This is a genomic window from Planctomycetaceae bacterium, assembly GCA_039680605.1.
Classification (GTDB): domain Bacteria; phylum Planctomycetota; class Phycisphaerae; order SM23-33; family SM23-33; genus JAJFUU01.
Genome location: JBDKTA010000067.1, coordinates 25,262 through 41,676 on the forward strand (window position 1 = coordinate 25,262; position 16,415 = coordinate 41,676).

The 16,415-nt window shown below is 64.6% G+C and carries 16 protein-coding genes; 7 read left to right on the plus strand and 9 right to left on the minus strand.

Going from position 1 to position 16,415, the window contains the following annotated elements; translation table 11 throughout:
- Positions 1 to 95: 95 nt before the first annotated feature.
- A complete protein-coding gene (locus ABFD92_19575) occupies positions 96 to 1,784 on the plus strand; it encodes a hypothetical protein (GenBank protein MEN6506741.1) in 1,689 nt (562 codons plus the stop codon).
- A 122-nt stretch (positions 1,785 to 1,906) separates the two neighbouring features.
- Positions 1,907 to 2,914 carry an SRPBCC domain-containing protein gene (locus tag ABFD92_19580; GenBank protein ID MEN6506742.1) on the plus strand — a complete coding sequence of 336 codons (1,008 nt, stop codon included), beginning with the start codon at positions 1,907 to 1,909 and terminating at the stop codon, positions 2,912 to 2,914.
- 7 nt (positions 2,915 to 2,921) lie between these two features.
- Here ABFD92_19580 and ABFD92_19585 read toward each other — a convergent pair whose 3' ends face one another.
- Positions 2,922 to 3,824 carry a YihY/virulence factor BrkB family protein gene (locus tag ABFD92_19585; GenBank protein ID MEN6506743.1) on the minus strand — a complete coding sequence of 301 codons (903 nt, stop codon included), beginning with the start codon at positions 3,822 to 3,824 and terminating at the stop codon, positions 2,922 to 2,924.
- A gap of 196 nt (positions 3,825 to 4,020) precedes the next feature.
- Here ABFD92_19585 and ABFD92_19590 point away from each other — a divergent pair, with 196 nt between their 5' ends.
- Positions 4,021 to 4,890 carry an AAA family ATPase gene (locus tag ABFD92_19590; GenBank protein ID MEN6506744.1) on the plus strand — a complete coding sequence of 290 codons (870 nt, stop codon included), beginning with the start codon at positions 4,021 to 4,023 and terminating at the stop codon, positions 4,888 to 4,890.
- Entirely contained in the window at positions 4,887 to 5,285 is a 399-nt protein-coding gene (locus ABFD92_19595; GenBank protein ID MEN6506745.1) for a VanZ family protein, read from the plus strand. Before ABFD92_19590 ends, ABFD92_19595 begins: the two co-directional genes overlap by 4 nt.
- Before the next feature lie 130 nt (positions 5,286 to 5,415).
- On the opposite strand, the gene trpE is transcribed toward ABFD92_19595, so the two are convergent.
- The 3 genes from trpE to ABFD92_19610 all read right to left on the minus strand — a co-directional run bounded on the left by trpE (position 5,416) and on the right by ABFD92_19610 (position 8,546).
- Entirely contained in the window at positions 5,416 to 6,921 is a 1,506-nt protein-coding gene (gene trpE, locus ABFD92_19600) for an anthranilate synthase component I (protein MEN6506746.1), read from the minus strand.
- Between the two features lie 135 nt (positions 6,922 to 7,056).
- Positions 7,057 to 8,058 (minus strand): ROK family protein, encoded by a 1,002-nt coding sequence (locus tag ABFD92_19605; GenBank protein ID MEN6506747.1) that lies wholly within the window; start codon positions 8,056 to 8,058, stop codon positions 7,057 to 7,059.
- Positions 8,055 to 8,546, minus strand: a complete 492-nt coding sequence (locus ABFD92_19610) for a discoidin domain-containing protein (protein MEN6506748.1) — start codon at positions 8,544 to 8,546, stop codon at positions 8,055 to 8,057. The genes ABFD92_19605 and ABFD92_19610 overlap by 4 nt, the downstream gene beginning before the upstream one ends.
- Before the next feature lie 171 nt (positions 8,547 to 8,717).
- On the opposite strand from ABFD92_19610, the gene ABFD92_19615 reads away from it, so the two are divergent.
- From ABFD92_19615 to ABFD92_19625, 3 genes are all read left to right on the plus strand, one after another.
- Positions 8,718 to 8,981, plus strand: a complete 264-nt coding sequence (locus ABFD92_19615) for a hypothetical protein (protein ID MEN6506749.1) — start codon at positions 8,718 to 8,720, stop codon at positions 8,979 to 8,981.
- Between the two features lie 95 nt (positions 8,982 to 9,076).
- On the plus strand, positions 9,077 to 9,454 hold the full coding sequence (locus ABFD92_19620) for a hypothetical protein (GenBank protein MEN6506750.1): 378 nt from the start codon (positions 9,077 to 9,079) through the stop codon (positions 9,452 to 9,454).
- Complete coding sequence (locus ABFD92_19625) at positions 9,451 to 10,680, plus strand: competence/damage-inducible protein A (protein ID MEN6506751.1); 1,230 nt, start codon at positions 9,451 to 9,453, stop codon at positions 10,678 to 10,680. The genes ABFD92_19620 and ABFD92_19625 overlap by 4 nt, the downstream gene beginning before the upstream one ends.
- 143 nt (positions 10,681 to 10,823) lie before the next feature.
- On the opposite strand, the gene ABFD92_19630 is transcribed toward ABFD92_19625, so the two are convergent.
- From ABFD92_19630 to lnt, 5 genes are all read right to left on the minus strand, one after another.
- Positions 10,824 to 11,876, minus strand: a complete 1,053-nt coding sequence (locus ABFD92_19630; GenBank protein ID MEN6506752.1) for a rod shape-determining protein — start codon at positions 11,874 to 11,876, stop codon at positions 10,824 to 10,826.
- A 46-nt stretch (positions 11,877 to 11,922) separates the two neighbouring features.
- Positions 11,923 to 12,117, minus strand: a complete 195-nt coding sequence (locus ABFD92_19635; protein ID MEN6506753.1) for a hypothetical protein — start codon at positions 12,115 to 12,117, stop codon at positions 11,923 to 11,925.
- A 10-nt stretch (positions 12,118 to 12,127) separates the two neighbouring features.
- Positions 12,128 to 13,030, minus strand: a complete 903-nt coding sequence (locus ABFD92_19640) for a hypothetical protein (protein ID MEN6506754.1) — start codon at positions 13,028 to 13,030, stop codon at positions 12,128 to 12,130.
- 197 nt (positions 13,031 to 13,227) lie between these two features.
- Positions 13,228 to 14,334 (minus strand): HEAT repeat domain-containing protein, encoded by a 1,107-nt coding sequence (locus ABFD92_19645; protein MEN6506755.1) that lies wholly within the window; start codon positions 14,332 to 14,334, stop codon positions 13,228 to 13,230.
- Complete coding sequence (gene lnt, locus ABFD92_19650) at positions 14,331 to 16,391, minus strand: apolipoprotein N-acyltransferase (protein ID MEN6506756.1); 2,061 nt, start codon at positions 16,389 to 16,391, stop codon at positions 14,331 to 14,333. Before lnt ends, ABFD92_19645 begins: the two co-directional genes overlap by 4 nt.
- Positions 16,392 to 16,415: the final 24 nt, after the last annotated feature.

Genomic DNA, 16,415 nt, shown 5'->3' on the forward strand with positions numbered 1-16,415 from the left:
CCCAAGGCCCGGAGAGCCACGATCTCCGATCTACCCGCGCGTGGCTGTCGGGCCCAAGCCCTCCCGCCACCGCACCCAATAAAAGGATGAGAACCATGCCAAGATGCATTCTGTTGCTCGCCGCGTTATTCACTCTGTCGTCCGCCATGACGGCTGTGCAGGCCCAACACGGGCCAACCGCAGACCAGCTTGAGGCCCGCTGCGCCGAGGGTAGCTTCGGTGGGGCCAAGACTGAAACGCTCCCCGCCAAGTGGGAGTTCAGCTCCGACGGCGGCAAGACGTTCGGCCCCATGCCCGCCGCGTTCGGCGTCAATCCCAAACAAATCCTGACAGCCCGCGCGACGTTCCCCGTCAATGACCCTGCTGCCGTCGCCGCGCTGTGGGTGATCTTCGACGAACCCAAAGGCGGAAAGACCCCGGGCGCCTTCGCCACTTGCGGTCACGAAAACGTCGGCGACGGCGAATGCGGCGCCAGCCCGCTCTGGACGCACGTGGTCGTCACGCTCAACGGCAAGACCCCGCAAGGGCCGCTGCCTGGCATGATGTACCACGCCCTGCCGGTGCAGACGACCGGCCTGCTGACCAAGGGCGACAACACGCTGACCATCAGCGGGCCGCTGTCGGCTTTGGGCGGGATCACGCAGGTCGCACTCAAGCCGCTGCAGCTCATCGCCGCAGTGCCGGGCAAGGCCGTCATTCGCAGCGGGCCGATCCTCGGCCACTTCGGCGACGACTTCTTCAGCGTCACCTGCCGCACCGGCCTGCCCGCCGCCGTCACTGTCACGGCCACCCCTGTCGAGCCGGCCGGGGCGGCATCCAGCGCGACTTCGCCGGTGGATTTGTACCACCGCCTGAAGGTGACCCTGCCCAAGGGCACGCGCAAGTTCACGTACACCGTCATCAGCAAGCTTGGCGACATGATCGACAGCAAGGGTCCCTTCACGGTCTCGCTGCCGGCGTCCGACGCCAAGACGCTGCGCGTGGTGACGTACGGCAATTCGCGCGGAAACTACTACTCCTGGACGAAGGCCTCGCTGTACGCCGACGGCATGCTCAAGTGCAAACCCGACATCTTCGTACATCTCGGCCAAGTGATGGAGTTCGCCTCGTGGGACTTCCAGTGGGACGTGTTCTACCTGGACAAGTTCGCGCAGCTCATGGCGACGGTGCCGACATACCTGGCCCCCGATGGCGGCGACCACACCGGCCTGACGCTCAAGCTGTTCTCGACGCCGGCGGCCGACGAGCAGAATCTCACCTGGACGCAGGCGTTTGGCCCGGTGCGGCTGATCGGCATCGACGGGATCTGGGACTGGTCCGCCGCCTCGGCCAACGCCAAATGGCTCGAGCGCGTACTGAAGGATTCGCGGGAGAAATACATCCTGGCGTTCAACCACTTTCCGGGCTACTCGACCGGCCAGCAGAGCCGCCCGCGCGGCGGGTCGATGTGGACGCCGCTGCAGCAGTGCCGCGACACCATCTGCCCGCTGCTGGGCAAGTACAAGGCCGCTGCGATCGTCTCGGCGTTCGACTACCACTATGAGCGCGTCGAGCCGACGCCGGACAAGGGCGTTACCAGCATCATCGCCGGCGCCGGCGGGGCAAAGACATACCGCCAGAGCAACCGCGCCTCCGCCAACAACCCCTTCGCCAAGACCAGCGTCTTTCGCGAGCACACGCCCTCGTTCGTCTGCTTCGAAATCAGCGACAAAGAGTGCGTGATGAAAGCCTACAACCTGGCCGGCAAGGTCATTGACGAGAAAACGTTCGCCCCGCGGCAATAGGTGCTTGACGTGAGCGATAGCCAGTCCGAGCAATCCGCAATGGGTCGCGGGCGAAGCAGCGCGCTGCAATCTCCGCTGTGAACTGTCCGAGCTAGAATGATTTGATACAGGAGGGAAGACCCATGAGTACCATAGAGACAGCTACCGAACAGGCCCTGGAGCAGGGTTTGATGATTACGCGAACGTACAACGCTCCGGCCGGGCTGGTGTTCGACGCCTGGACGCAGCCGCAGCGCGCGATGCGATGGTGGGGGCCTCGCGGATTCACCACGCCCATCTGCCAGATCGACCTGCGCCCCGGCGGGCGTTATCTCAACTGCATGCTCTCGCCGGAAGGCGTGGAGTATTGGTCGCAAGGCGCGTTTGAAGAGATCGTCCCCAACGAGCGGCTCGTCTACACTGACAGCTTCGCCGACGAAGAAGGCAACGCCGTTTCGCCTGAGGCTTACGACATGCCCGGCTGGCCTGAACAGACTCGTGTGGCGGTCACGTTTGCCCAGCAAGGCAATACGACCACACTGACGTTGCGGCACGGTCCAATCGAACCTGGACCGCTGCGCGACATGTGCCTGAAGGGCTGGAACGAGTCCCTGGACAAGCTCGGCGAATACCTGGCCGAGGCGCAGGGGGACACGTCCGGTCAAGGGGCTGCCTCCGCCGCCGTCAGCAACGCGGGCGTCAAGGCTGTTCCCGAGGGGCATCATACTGTGACGGCGTATCTGGCTGTTCGCGACGGCGTGCGCGCCCTGGAGTTCTACAAAGTCGCCTTTGGGGCGACGGAAATCTATCGCTTGATGATGCCCGACGGACGGCTGGGGCACGCGGAGATTTGCATCGGCGACTCGGTGATCATGCTCAGCGACGAGTTCCCCGAGTACGGCGGCAAATCGCCTCAGACATTGGGCGGTTCGCCGGTGAGCTTGCACCTTTACGTCGAGGACGTCGACGCGTTGTTCAGCCAAGCGCTAGCTGCCGGCGCCAAGGAACACAAGGCGGTCATGGACCAGTTCTATGGTGACCGCAGCGGCCAGTTGGAAGATCCCTTCGGACATCTGTGGTGGATTGCCACCCACAAAGAAGACGTGGGCCCGGAGGAGTTGGAGCGTCGCGTCAAGGCGATGTCCGCATAGGCAGCCGCTAATGAGCCGGCTGCTCAGACGGCGGAGGCTCCAATTTCACGGCGTGCTTCCTCGGGACAATGCCACGCCCGGCTTGGCGGGCGTAGATATGGGTCACTTGCGCGCCAAAATAGAAGATCATCATCGTGTAGTAGATCCACAGCAGCATAATCGCCAGCGATCCGGCGGCGCCATAGGCGGTTGTGGTCGAGGCGCGGCTGAGATACATCGCGATGCCGAAGTTACCCACCAGGATTAACACGCCGGTGATAAAAGCCCCCAGCGACGCGTCGCGCCAGGTCACCCTCGCATCGGGAAGCACCTTGAATGTCAGCGCTACCAGCAGCGTCAGCAGCGCCAACTGCACCGCGTAGCCCGCGACCTTCCAGAGAACCGCCGCCACCGGCGACGTCGAAGCCGGCAGCAGCGACCGCAGCGCCTGGAGCAACGATGTTGACGCCATCGAAGCCACCACCAGCCCCCCCAGGACCAGGATCATCAGGAAGCTTGCCAAACGCTGGAGGATGAAGCTCAGCAGCGCCTTGCGCGGCTTGGCCTGAACCTCCCAGATCACATCCATTGCCTCCTGCATGACGCGAAAGACGGCACTGGCGCCGACCAGCAGCAGCGCCGCGCCCAAGGCCACCGCTAACGGACCGCTGCTATCCTGCTGGGAGTTCTGCAGAACGTCCTGGACAAGCTTTGCCGCCTCGGGACCGATGTGCCGGCCCATCTGGCTGGTCAGTTCGCCCCGTGCCGCCGCCGGACCGAAGAAGATGGCGGCGGCGGCAACGGCCGCCACCAGCAGCGGCGCCAGCGAGAGCATGGCGTAGAAAGCGGTAGCGGCCGCCAGACGCGGCGCCGAAACGCTGATGAACCCGCTGACGCTTTCCTTAATGAGCGGCCAGATTTTCACTCGCATGGGAGGTCCTCGCGGCCCGGCACTGGAATTGTAGAGCCCCGGCGCCGGCGGTTTAACGCTGCTGCGCGCCGCCGGGGAGAGAATACAGCCGCCCCGTCGCCGCGGCAAGCCTCTCGCCCTGCGGGCCCGGCGCCGGCATCCTGTTTTCGCACATGCGTCTATTGTCTGAGACGGCAGCGGCTCTATAATGCATCGCGTGAAAGTTATCGCCATGATCAACCAGAAGGGCGGCGTGGGAAAGACCACCTCCGTAGTCAATCTCGGAGCTGCCTTGGCCACCGCGGCACGCGACGTCCTGCTGATCGACATGGACCCCCAGTCCCACATGACCCTGCACCTGTCCTCCGAACCGCCGGAAGGGTCTTCTGTCTATGACCTGCTGACGCAGCAGGCCTCAATCGACGCCGTAACCGTCAAGGCCGCCGATCATCTCTGGATGGCCCCGGCCGTCATCGATCTGGCCGCGGCTGAAATGGAACTGACCGGAGTTCCGGGGCGCGAGCAGATTCTGCGAAAGGCGCTGGCGGCCGCGGACGAGCGGCGGTGGGACTTCGTGCTGATCGACTGCCCGCCGAGCCTGGGGCTGCTGACGCTCAACGCCCTGGCGGCGGCCGACGAGGTCATCATCCCGCTGCAGCCTCACTTTCTGGCTTTGCAGGGGCTGGGCAAGCTGCTCGAGACCATTTCGCTGGTCCAGCACCGGATCAACCCCAGGTTGCGCGTCGGCGGCGTCATCCTCTGCATGTACGAGCACAACACGCGGCTGGCCGGCGAGGTCGTGGCCGACCTCGAGGCGTTCTTCGCAGCCGCCAAGGGCACCAACAGCCCCTGGTCGCGCGCCCGCATCTTCAAGAGCATCATCCGCCGCAATATCAAGCTGGCCGAAAGCCCCTCCTTCGGCCAGACGATCTTCCAGTACGAGCCCGCCTCGCACGGGGCGGCCGACTACGCCTCCCTGGCCTGCGAGTTCATCGAGTGGGACAAGCTCCGCCGCCAGGAAGATGATGCCCCGCCCCCCGACGCCACCGCCGCGGCGCCGGCAAACGTGGCCGCCGATTTGACATGACGCGCCGCCTCTGGCAAAAACTCCTGTTGGTCTTCTGCGCCGGTGGATGGGCCGCTGCGTTCATCGTCACACACCTGCCTGCCCAGGACATTCCAAGTCTGCAGGCCGGCGACAAGGTGCTGCATGTTACCGGGTACTTCCTTATCGCCTGCGCCTTTGGAGCGGTTCTCATCGCCCACGGCGTGCGCCCCCTGCGGCGAGCGATCATCATGATCGTCACCATGGGTGCATACGGCATTTTTGACGAACTGACGCAGCCTCTGTTTGGCCGTAGCGCCGACAGTATCGACTGGTTCGCCGACATGGGCGGGACGATCCTGGCGGTACTGGTGCTGCAGACGGTCACGATGTTCTTCAGAAAGAAAATCTCGCAACCGTCCCGGATTATTTGTTAGCGGTCAAGCCCGCCACGGCGGATCTTCGACTTGCCCGATGCGGTTGTTTCCCCGACCGTACGCGCGGGGCAAGCCCCGCCGCTAACAAAACCCATCATTCCAGTATTCCAATATTCCATTCCTTCCCGTGCTATTCCCCGAACCCCGCCTCGGCGATCTCGATGGCGCGCAACAGGGCTTTAGCCTTGTTGATCGTCTCCTGGTACTCGGTTTCGGGCACCGAGTCAGCGACGATTCCGCCGCCGGCCTGCAGGTAGACCTTGCCGTTGCACGCCACCATCGTGCGCAGGGCAATGCAGGTATCCATGTTGCCGCTGAAGTCGACATAGCCGACGGCCCCGGCGTACGGTCCGCGTCGCGTGGGCTCGAACTCGTCGATGATCTCCATCGCGCGGATCTTGGGCGCGCCCGAAACGGTGCCAACCGGCAGGGCCGCCCGCAGGGCGTCGAAGGCGGTCTTGCCCGGCGCGAGGCGGCCTTTCACGTCCGAGACGATGTGCATGACGTGGCTGTAGCGCTCGACGGACATCAGGTCGGCCAGCTCAATGCTGTTGGGCACGGCAACCCGGCCGACGTCGTTGCGGGCCAGGTCCACCAGCATGATGTGTTCGGCGCGTTCCTTGGGGTCGGCCAGCAGTTCGGCCTCGAGGGCCTTGTCTTCCTCTTCGGTGGACCCGCGCGGGCGCGTTCCGGCCAGCGGACGATTGGTCACCACGCCGTCCTCGACGCGGCAGAGAATCTCCGGGCTGCTGCCGACCAGCGTCAACTCGGGCATCTTCAGCAGGAACATGAACGGCGAGGGGTTCACCACGCGCAGGGCCCGGTAGATGCTGAACGGGTCAGCCGAGGTCTCGACGGTCAACCGCTGCGAGGGCACGACCTGGAAGATGTCGCCGGCGCGGATGTACTCCTTGCACGCGTTGACAACGCCCATGTACTCGCTCTTGGTGATGTTGCTCTTGAAAGGCTTCTGGGGCAGTCCTTCGAGCGAGAACTCCCCCACCGGCTGAGCCGGGCCCTCGCAGAGGCGCACGATCGTGCGCTCGATGGACTCGATCGCCAGGCTGTACGCTTCGCCGGGGTCGTCTTTGACGTAGGCGTTGGCGACGACCTTGATGGTCTTCGACACGTGGTCGAAAATCACCATCGTGCGGTACAGCCCGAACGCCAGGTCCGGCAGGTTGCGATCATCAGCGGGACCTTCACCGAGGTCTTCGTAATATCGCACCATGTCGTACCCGGCATAGCCGACAACGCCGCCGCTGAACCGCGGCAGGCCCGCCAGGTGTACCGGCTGGTACGGCTGGAGCATTCTCGCCAGTTCGGCCAGCGGGTCGTCGCTGTCGATTTCTTCGTTGCCGTCGTCACTGCAGATGCGCACGCTGCGGCGGTGGGCAGTGAACGTCGCCTCGGGGTCGGCGGCCACAAACGAATACCGCGCCACGCGCTCGCCGCCGACGACGCTCTCGAGCAGGAAGGCGTGCCCCGCCGGGGCGAACCCGCTCGGGCAGGCCAAACGGTGATAGGCCATCACCGGCGTCAGGGCATCGGCCAGGAGTTGGCGGTAGACGGGGATCGTGTTGCCCTTGTCACAGAGGATGCGGAACTGTTCGAAATTGGGATAATAGTGCTTCATCGCTGCACCTTCTTCGTGGCATGGGCGTCTCGCCCATGCGTGGCATGGCCGTCTCGGCCATGCATCTTCGCTGATCCGCCAAGAGCAGGGGCGAGACGCCCATGCCACTCACGGGCGGGACGCCCGTGCTACGGCTCATGCCCCCGCACGGTTTCCCAGCGTCTGCCACGCCAGCCCGGCCGCACCGATCGCCCCGGCGTCGTTGCCGAGCGTCGCGACGGTAAGCCGGGTCTTCACCTCGGTAATGGGCCAGTGGAACTTGTGCATGTAGGCCTCGACCGGCGCGCGGAAATCTTCGCCGGCCTTGGCCAAACCGCCCGAAAGCACGATCTCGCCGGGATCGAAGATGCGGCACAGGCTCACGCACGCCAGGCCCAGATAGTACGCCCCGCGGTCCCAGACCTCCGCCGCCACGGCGTCGCCGGCCAGCAACGCCTCGTGAACGTCCTTCGAATCCAGAGCGCCATTGGCGTCGAGGGTTTTCTTCATCGAGCTCTGGCGCCCGCCGCGGATCAGCTCGGCGGCATAGCGTGCGATGGCGGCCGCCGCACTGTATCGCTCCAGACAACCGTATTGTCCACAACCGCACTTTTCGCCGCCGGGCTGCACGATCATGTGCCCCAGTTCGGCGCCCATCTCGTGGCTGCCGTGGAGCACCTTGCCGTCGATGATGACCCCGCCTCCGACGCCGGTGCCCAGCGTCAGCAGCACCATGTCGCCGCTGCCGCGTCCGGCGCCGCAGATATATTCGCCGTAGCCGGCGGCGTTGGCGTCGTTTTCCAGGATTGCCGGCAGGCCCGTGGCGTCGGCGACCATGTCGCGAAGCGGCACGTTCTCCATGCCTGCCACGTTGGGCGTGGCGATGACGATGCCTTCGGAAATCTTCAGCGGTCCGGGCGAGCCGATGCCCACACCGACCACCTCGGCGCTGGTGAGGCCCTGCGCGTCCATGAGCTGACGCACGCCCTCGACGATGCGTCCGGCCACGGCCTCGCCGCCACCGGTGGGCGGAGTGGGAAGCTGCATGACTTTGCCCGCGGTCATGGCGCTATCGAGCAGGATGAACTTGATGAACGTTCCGCCCAGATCGACGCCGACGCAATAGGTGCTCATGTTCGTTGGGGTGTCCTGGATCATTGAAGATCGATCTCACTGATGGACCAGGCAGCGTTGCCCGGGATGACGGCCTTGATCTGCACGTACCGTGCCAGCACCGGGGTGATCATGGACACGATGGTGGTCTTTCGATTGCCCGGGCCCATCATGCGTTGGGTGTAGGTCTTGCCGTCGATGCTGGTCGCGACGGACAGGCGGCGGCAATAGCCCATTTCGTCGCCGTGTTCAAGGATGACCGTATTGAACATGCAGGTCTTGCCCAAGTCCAGCACGATCATGCTGTTGGCGTACAAAGCGCTCGAGACGGCTGCGGTGCCTCCGTTGCCGTCGATGGCGGCGGCGATGTCGCCCATGTCGCCCTTGATGGTCCAGGTGTTTCTGGGGCTGATGCGTGCGGCCGGAAATTTCGCCACCGCTTCGGTTTCGGGTTCACTGTCGCACCCGGCAACCCACAGCGCCGCGGCGCTCAGCCATGCAGTCAGCAGCAGTCTCAATGTCGGTGAATACATGGCCGCTATTATACGCGGCCGTGGCACAGGCTTTCCAGCCTGTGACTGCAGTGACCCAGCCTCAATGGCTGTGCCACGAATATGTTCAATTCGCGCGAACCTGGGGCACCTGCCGAGCGACTTACTGGTGCAGGAGGATGACTATACTTCCGCCTGAGGGAAGTGACACAGATGGCACGAAACATCGCGCGAAAATCCAAACGCACGGGCAAGTTGACGCAGCATCCCAACATCCCGGCCAAGCCGCTTGAAGAGCCCCAACCCAGCGTCGATCCCAGCGACGCCGGACCCAAAAAGGTCTTCGTGACGTGCTTCTATTGCGGCTACACGCCGAGCACGGTGCCCTCGGGCGGACGATGCCCCAAGTGCGGCAGTTCAAGCTGGGAACGCTACGCCCTATCCAAGCGGCTGCTTCCGGAAGACTTGGCAGTCTAGCACTCTTCTTACTGGCGGCAGCGGATTAAGCCGCAGGTGAACTTTGAGCGGCAGCCTATTTTCATCACCCGCCGGCGCGGGTACCATGGCCGCCTATGTCTGGATGGACGTACAATCAGAAGCTGATCGTCATCCTTGTAGTGTGGTTCGGGTTTAACCTGATCTCCGCCATCCGCGTGCTGACGCAGTTCCGCCGCGCAGGCCGATCTCGCGCCGCGGCCGTCTGGTTCGTCGTCACGCTGCTCTTCTCGGCGATCCCGTTTCTAGCCTTGGGCGTATATTACCGCGTGCGGTGGATCATCAAAGGCGACGAGGAAGAGGAAGAAGACCCGGACCACACCCCCGCCGCCTCGGGACCGCCCCGCTGCCCCCACTGCCAGGCGGTCCTCGCTCCCGACGACACCCAACCCCCGGGCAGACCCAGAACCTGCAGCCGCTGCGGCATGGCGCTGCGCGAGGACAATGTGGCATGAAGGCCGTCATTATCTCCGTCGGCGACGAACTCATTTCCGGCAAAACCGTCGACACCAATAGCGCCTATCTCGCCGATCAACTCACCCGCTGCGGCATTGCCACCATCGCCCACTGGACCGTCGGCGACTGCCAGAGCATCATCGCCAAGACGATTGCCGACGCGGCCGCCGTCGCCGAGATCGTGCTCGTCAGCGGCGGACTGGGCCCGACATCCGACGACGTCACCCGCCAGGCCCTGGCTGATGTCCTGGGCGCCGGTCTCCAGATCGACCCGCCCTCGCTGGAGGTTATCGAGGCGTTCTTTCGCTCGCGTGGGCTGACGATGGCCGCGACCAACCGCATGCAGGCGATGGTGCCCGTCGGCGCGCAGGCGCTGCCCAATTCGGCGGGCACGGCCCCGAGCATCGCCGCGGCGGTCGGCCAGGCGATGGTCTACGTCACGCCAGGCGTGCCGCACGAGATGAAGCGCATGTTCGAGCAGCAGATCGCCCCGCGCCTGCCCAGGTCCGGCGCGATCGTTCAGAAGGTGCTGCACACGTTCGGCCTGGGCGAATCGGCCGTCGGAGAAATGCTCGGCGAACTGATGACCCGCGACGGTCCGGTGCTGGTGGGCACGACCGTGGCCGCGGGGCTGGTTTCGATCCGCATCACCGCCAGCGCGCCCGACGCCGAAGAAGGCGCCGCGTGTGTCGAAGGGCTCTGTGTAAAGATCCGCCGGCGGCTGGGAGAGATTGTCTTCGCCGAAGACGAAGACAGCATGGCCGCCCTGATCGGCCAACTGCTCAAGAAAGCCGGCAAGACTCTCGCCACGGCAGAAAGCTGCACCGGCGGAATGATCGGCCAGATGATCACAGCAGTGCCTGGATCGAGCAGCTACTACCTCGGCGGAATGATCACCTACAGCAACGCCCTGAAGGTCTCGCTGCTGGGCGTCAGCGAGGAACTGCTCAAGTCCCACGGGGCCGTCAGCGAGCCCGTCGCCCGAGCAATGGCCGAAGGCTGCCGCGCCCGCACGGGCGCCGACTACGCGCTGTCCGTAACCGGCATCGCCGGCCCTGATGGCGGAACGGCAGAGAAACCCGTGGGCCTGGTGCACATCGCCATGGCTCATGCCGGTGGCACCGAACACATGCGATACGCCTTCCCAAGTTCACGCGAGATCGTCCGCCTGCGCGCGTCGCTTTCGGCGATGAATATGCTCAGGCTGCATCTTGAAAGGAAATGACTGGGTCTTCGGTTAGCGGCGAGGCTTGCCCCGGGAGCCTGGTTGCACGCGGACGCGCGGAGCAAGCTCCGCCGCTAACTGGTCTGATGGTGATTTGATTCTCCCCCCCGGTTCCTAGTTCCCTGCTCCCGGGTCCCTCTACCCTAGAACTCGTCCTCGTCGGACTCCATCGTCTCTTTCCAGAGCTCGAGGTTTTCGAGGTAGACGGCCGTACCGCGGGCGACGCACGTCAGCGGGTCGTCGGCGCGGATCACGCTCAGGCCGGTGGCGTTGGCCAGGACCGTGTCACAGCCTCGAAGCAGCGAACCGCCGCCGGCGAGGGTGATGCCGTTGTCGACGAGGTCCGCGGCCAGTTCCGGCTCGGCTTTTTCCAGCGTGCGGGTCACGCAGTCGATGATGGCGCCGACGGGTTCCTTCAGGGCCTCGCGAACTTCTTCGGAGGAGATGACGGCCTTGCGGGGCAGGCCCGAGATCATATCGCGGCCGCGGACTTCCATGGTGAGCTCCTGCTCCATGGGCGCGGCCGAGCCGATCTGGAACTTGACCTTCTCGGCGGTCTGTTCGCCGATCATCAGGTTGTAGGTGCGTTTCATGTGGGCGGCGATGGCTTCGTCCATATCGTCGCCGGCGACGCGGATCGACTCGCAGACGGAAATATCCGCCAGGGACATGATGGCCACTTCGGTCGTGCCGCCGCCGACGTCGACGATCATCGAGGCGGTGGCCTCGGTGATGGGCAGGCCGGCGCCGATACCGCAGGCCATCGGCTCTTCGACGAGGTACACCTTGCGGGCCCCAGCGCGTTCTGCCGAGTTAAGTACGGCGCGTTTCTCGACGGCGGTGATGCCCGAGGGCACGGCGATGACAACGCGGGGCTTGACCAGCGAGTGGCGCTTGTGGACCTTGCGGATGAAGTACCCCAGCATGGCCTCGGTGATATCGAAGTCGGCGATCACGCCGTCCTTCATCGGACGGATGGCGCTGATCGAGCCGGGGGTCTTGCCCAGCATTTCCTTGGCCACCAGGCCCACGGCGTTGCCGCCCTGGAGGACGCGGTTGGTGCCGCGCTTGACGGCGACCACGGAGGGCTCGTTGAGGACAATGCCCTGCCCGCGCACGCAGACGAGGGTATTGCAGGTACCCAAGTCGATGCCCATGTCCATCGAGAACAGGCCAAGTAGTGAGTCGAATATCATCGAGTTATGCCGTTCCGCACAGCCGGTGCGTCAACAGGGCGTCGAATCACACCCGGGCGCCGGGGGGCGTCCTGAAGATGTCCCAGAAGTTCATTGCGTATCCGTCAGGCGACATCAGGTTGTACATCACCAGGCCCACCGTCACAGCCAGCGTGACCGCCGCCAGGATGATCAGGAACGTGTAGATGTCCGACTGCGGCTTGACGGTTACAACCGGTTGGGAAGATCGTCCTTCAGTCATGGCAGCACCCTTACTGCTTCCGCAGCAGGTTAGTGGTCACTTTGTCACCCTGCTTGACGCCGGTGCGCTGCTCGAAGAGGGTGCCGGCCGACTGGTCAACGCCGACCTCCTGCACGCGCAGGTAGCCGACAAACTCCGAGCCGCGGAACACGATGAGCTTCATGCCCGGTCGCATGCCCTTGGCCGAACCGAGATTGATGCCCGCCAGGTCGCCGCGCACGGTGGTGACGGTTCCGTCAATCTGCGGGGCCACGTCCGGAAGGTTCGGCTCGGCGCGGGCGCCTTCGCCGCCGCCGGCAGCCCCTACGCCAATGACGGGCAGGGCGCCGCCAACCGGTCCGCCGGAGGCGATCTGCGTCTCGAGGTTCTTGATGCGTTCATTGAGCTCGGCGATCTGTTCGCGAAGGGTCGCGGAGACCTTTCCAGCCAGTTCAAGCTGCGCCTGATATTCCTTAGTCTGTTCTTCCAGGCGTCGCGACTTGGTTTCCAGCAGGCCCTTTTCCTTTTCGACGGTGTTGAGCTGGTCCTGCAGGAGCGTGCGCTGCTTTGACTCGAGGGCGAGGTTGCCCTGGAGATCGGCCAGAACCGCCATCTGCTTCTTGCGTTCATTGCCTTCGTCGGCAAGCTTGCCCTGAAGGTCCGTCAATTCGTCGCGCAGGCGGGTCTTGTCGGCGGCGCTGGTGGCGATGAGATTCTGCAACTCTCTCGAGAGGCGATCGTTCTCCTTGTTGCTGCCTTCGGCTACAAGGGCGGCGTGCTGCGCCTGCATCGTCATCACCTTGATCCGCTTCTCGAGCTCCGTGGCCTGGTTCTTCCAGTTGATCGGAACCGTAGCCTGCCGGATGAAAACCGGTGCGGACAGGAGTATCAGCAGGACCAGGACGACCACACTGATCTTGGTTAGAATGCTCAAGTCACATCTCCTTCAAATATATCTCGAAGTTACCGGGCGCGCCGGGAAGGTCCCGGTCGCCTCATTGTTCACCGGCGGGGCAACGTCCGCCCGGCTTTGATTCTAGACTACGCCCACGGCCGGTCAAGCGCTTTTATCGGCTGGGGCGGCTTTCTTTCGACAGAGCATTTCCCCCCGCGCCGCGCGGCGCGGCCTCGCTACCACCACATCCATGCCGCCGGCGCGGGGCGCACGCGCATCGTCTGCCCCTCGCCCAGCAGCCGCCGCACGCTCATGGCCGCCACTACCTGCAGCGGTCCGCGCGGGCTGTGCATCAGCGGATACAATTCATCCACTGCCGCGTCCTTGCCCATATATCCCAGCGAGGCGGCCGCTATCTCGCAAAGCACATCCGACACTTCTTCTGTAATTTTATAATCGTCCTTCGTCTCACGCCGCAGGACGGCCGCCGGATCCTTCACGCACTTCATGCACAAATCATATCCGGCCTGCTCGAAGTATCCCTGGCGTCCCAGCGCGCCCGCGGCGGCCGCACGCACCAGCACGGGCTGGTCGCTGCAGAGCAGCGACTCGAGGGTTTCCTTGAACAGGTGCGCGGGCTTGACGCGTCCCATCGCGTGGACGGCAAGAACCTGGAGAACCTCCGTGGGGGTCTTGGAGTAGGTTTCGAGATACCGCAGCGAGGCGCGGTCGCCCAGCAGCGACAGCGACTCGACTATCTGGATCTGCACCATGCGGTCCTGCTCGTCGCGCTGCTGCATCTTCAGGTGGCGCACGGCCGATTCATGGTCGATGCGTCCCATGATGATCGCGGCGCTGCCTCGCACTTCGCTTTCCTTGTCGCGCAGCAGCAGGGCCAGGTCCTGCACGCGCGAGGAGTCGCCCAGGCGATACAGCGCGTAGATCACCGCGCAGTACGTCCGCCGGTCGCTCTCCCAGAAGTTACTCTCCTTGGACTTGGCCATTGCCTGAAGAACGCTCTTGGCGGGGGCATACTGCACCTCGCCGATGGCCATCGCCGCGGCGCTGCGAACGCCCGGGCTGGCGTCGGTGAGGGCATTGAGGAAAATCGGACCGGCCGCCTGCCCCTGGGTGTGCGCCAGGGCCTCCAGGGCCATCCATCGCGTGCGGGCATTGCTGTCCTGCGCGCAGCGTCGAAGAACGGCGTCGGCCTCGGTCCAGGCCTTCTCGGGGTTCATCCGCATTCGCAGGGATTGCGAGCACCCGCCGACGATGGGCAAAAACATCATCGCCAGGGGGATCACCGAAAATGTCTGGAGCCGGCAAAACCTTTCCATGGTCATCCCGATATCTCCTCAGAGCGCCGCAACCGCTTCCATGCCAGCCAAACCACCAGAGCCGCCCCCGTCAGGCAAGTCGCCCAGGCGAAAACATCGCCGAAACGACTGTACACGCTCACGCGATTGTCTACAAGAATTTCCCCCCCACGCTGCGCGACTTTTTCGCCTGCATTGCCCGGGCCGAACACCATCGTCCCACAGACCATCGTCTTCCTGCCGTCCGCGGACACCTCCCCCAACAGCCGCCCGTTGGAATCGATGGCGGCGCTGATGCCCGTATTGACCGCCCGCACCACCGGAACGCGGTTTTCCACCGCACGGAAGAAATAGTGCGCCAGGTGCTGGGCCTGCTCGGTGCTGGCATGCATCCCAATCGTGCGCGAAAGTTCGTCGCCCGCGGCCGGCGGCTCGGCCGGCTCCGAAACCCGCGCCGTCAGCGACTGCCCCTGGCGGGAAACCACCGTGGCCAATGCCACGTACTTCTGCCCGCGATGGACCTGCAGCAGCGTCCCGATCTTGACGTCCTCTGTGCCTTCGAGAACCGCCGTCACCAGCGCCCCCTGCGCCTCAGTGATGTGTCCACTGAGCCGGCCGGAGAACCGCTGGTAAACGAACCAGCCGTCGTTGGAGAGATTGGCCATTACCAGATTGGGAATCTTGCGCCCCTGCGGCATGACCATCTTGCGGCACACGTCGGGGATCGTCCCCTCGAAGCAGATCGGACTGACGATGTTCCACCTCTTGTCCCCCCGTTGCAGGGTGAAGACTCGCAGCGTCTGGCCGGGGTCGATTTGCGACATCGAACCGGGTACGAACGCCTTCAACTGGCGGTGCAGCCACGGCCACGAATCGGCGAAGGGAACCGCCTCGCCGAAAGGCACGAGGTGCATTTTTTCGTACTGCTGGCTGGGCAGCGGGGAGCGATCGAACCATAAGGCGCTGTTATGCACGAGCGGCGCCTCGCCGGCGTCGGCGGGGTTTTCGAACACCGTTGTGCCGCCGGCCAGGATGGGACAGCCCAGGCGGGCGGAGGCTTCAGCGATGGCGCGGCCGTCGCGCCCGAGGCGATCGATCTCCGCGGCAAAGAACGCCGCCCGCTCGGGGCGGTTCAGGGAAGTCCACTCCGCCTGGCGATGCCGCGCCAGGTCGAGATAGCCGTCGTTCAATCCCATCGGCAACATCGTCTCGGGCCAGATCACCAGGTCGCACCGGGCCGACTCGAGTTCCCGCGAACGATTAAGGTGCTGCTCGAAGATGCGATCGGCGCCGGGGCCTCGCATTTCCAGGGCGATCGGGACAGCCTCCTGGACCACCCCGACGACAGGCCCGGCGGAGGTGGTCGCCTGGTTCAGCCGCCACGTTCCGTACCCCAGCAGCAGCGCCAGGGCCGCCAATGAGACGACCGCTCCTGTGAGGATCGAACGGCGGACGGCGCCCCCGCCGGCGTCCTTTCGCACAAACAGCGGCGAGTTGAGCAGATCCAGCAACGCCCCGTTCACCATGGCCACGAAGAACGTCAGCCCGTACTGGCCGGTGATGTCGGCAATCTGGATAAGCCTGACCTGGCGGTACTGCGTCTGGCCCATCAGGAACCAGGGAAACTCGATCACGTTGGCCCGCACATATTCCAGGGCCGTCCACACCACCGGAAGAACAATCCACATGGCCAATCCGCGCCGCATCGCCGCCCGCAGCAGCAGCGCCGCGGCCAGCCAGTACAGCGACAGATACGCCGTGCCGGCCAGGTAGCCCTCCAGCGTGATCCACGAAATCCAGTGCATGTTGACCAGCCAGAACAGCAGGCCCGCCAGCGTCGCACAGAGCAATTGCCATCGCCCCATCCGCCCCGGAACGATCGCCATCAACCACGGGACCATGGCCACATATGCGACGTACCAGGCGTCCAGCGGCGGCTGCGACAACACCATTAGCGCCGGGGTGAGAAATGCCAGCGCCGCGATGCTCAGGCGCCGCCGCAGTCTCAAACGCGGCTGGAAAATCTCCGGCGGCGCAGCGATGGCGCTGCCCGCCGCTTTGGTCCTGTTTCGATGAAGCACCATCAGTCTGTGAATGTCCTGTGACGT

Bases quoted from the DNA above. Each gene is read 5' to 3' on its own strand.
- ABFD92_19580 (MEN6506742.1), top strand. From the start codon at position 1,907: ATGAGTACCATAGAGACAGCTACCGAACAGGCCCTGGAGCAGGGTTTG.
- ABFD92_19575 (MEN6506741.1), top strand. From the start codon at position 96: ATGCCAAGATGCATTCTGTTGCTCGCCGCGTTATTCACTCTGTCGTCC.
- ABFD92_19630 (MEN6506752.1), bottom strand. From the start codon at position 11,876: ATGATATTCGACTCACTACTTGGCCTGTTCTCGATGGACATGGGCATC.
- ABFD92_19595 (MEN6506745.1), top strand. From the start codon at position 4,887: ATGACGCGCCGCCTCTGGCAAAAACTCCTGTTGGTCTTCTGCGCCGGT.
- ABFD92_19620 (MEN6506750.1), top strand. From the start codon at position 9,077: ATGTCTGGATGGACGTACAATCAGAAGCTGATCGTCATCCTTGTAGTG.
- ABFD92_19605 (MEN6506747.1), bottom strand. From the start codon at position 8,058: ATGATCCAGGACACCCCAACGAACATGAGCACCTATTGCGTCGGCGTC.
- ABFD92_19625 (MEN6506751.1), top strand. From the start codon at position 9,451: ATGAAGGCCGTCATTATCTCCGTCGGCGACGAACTCATTTCCGGCAAA.
- ABFD92_19610 (MEN6506748.1), bottom strand. From the start codon at position 8,546: ATGTATTCACCGACATTGAGACTGCTGCTGACTGCATGGCTGAGCGCC.
- ABFD92_19585 (MEN6506743.1), bottom strand. From the start codon at position 3,824: ATGCGAGTGAAAATCTGGCCGCTCATTAAGGAAAGCGTCAGCGGGTTC.
- ABFD92_19635 (MEN6506753.1), bottom strand. From the start codon at position 12,117: ATGACTGAAGGACGATCTTCCCAACCGGTTGTAACCGTCAAGCCGCAG.
- ABFD92_19615 (MEN6506749.1), top strand. From the start codon at position 8,718: ATGGCACGAAACATCGCGCGAAAATCCAAACGCACGGGCAAGTTGACG.
- trpE (MEN6506746.1), bottom strand. From the start codon at position 6,921: ATGAAGCACTATTATCCCAATTTCGAACAGTTCCGCATCCTCTGTGAC.
- ABFD92_19645 (MEN6506755.1), bottom strand. From the start codon at position 14,334: ATGACCATGGAAAGGTTTTGCCGGCTCCAGACATTTTCGGTGATCCCC.
- lnt (MEN6506756.1), bottom strand. From the start codon at position 16,391: ATGGTGCTTCATCGAAACAGGACCAAAGCGGCGGGCAGCGCCATCGCT.